The organism is Zobellella endophytica, assembly GCF_003012775.1.
In the GTDB taxonomy this organism is placed as follows: domain Bacteria; phylum Pseudomonadota; class Gammaproteobacteria; order Enterobacterales; family Aeromonadaceae; genus Oceanimonas; species Oceanimonas endophytica.
Window position 1 is genome coordinate 1 of sequence record NZ_PXYG01000047.1, and the last position, 255, is coordinate 255.

1 rRNA gene is annotated in these 255 nt (G+C 61.2%); it reads left to right on the top strand.

The features are described from left to right. Positions 1 to 255: ribosomal RNA gene (locus tag C7H85_RS19380) — 16S ribosomal RNA — on the top strand; the annotation flags it as partial.

A 255-nucleotide genomic window follows, 5' to 3' on the forward strand; every position in this document is an offset into this window, starting at 1 on the left:
GCGAGCGGCGGACGGGTGAGTAAGGCTTGGGTATCTGCCCGGTCGAGGGGGATAACCGTTGGAAACGACGGCTAATACCGCATACGCCCTACGGGGGAAAGCAGGGGACCTTCGGGCCTTGCGCGATCGGATGAGCCCAAGTGAGATTAGCTGGTTGGTGAGGTAATGGCTCACCAAGGCGACGATCTCTAGCTGGTCTGAGAGGATGACCAGCCACACTGGGACTGAGACACGGCCCAGACTCCTACGGGAGGC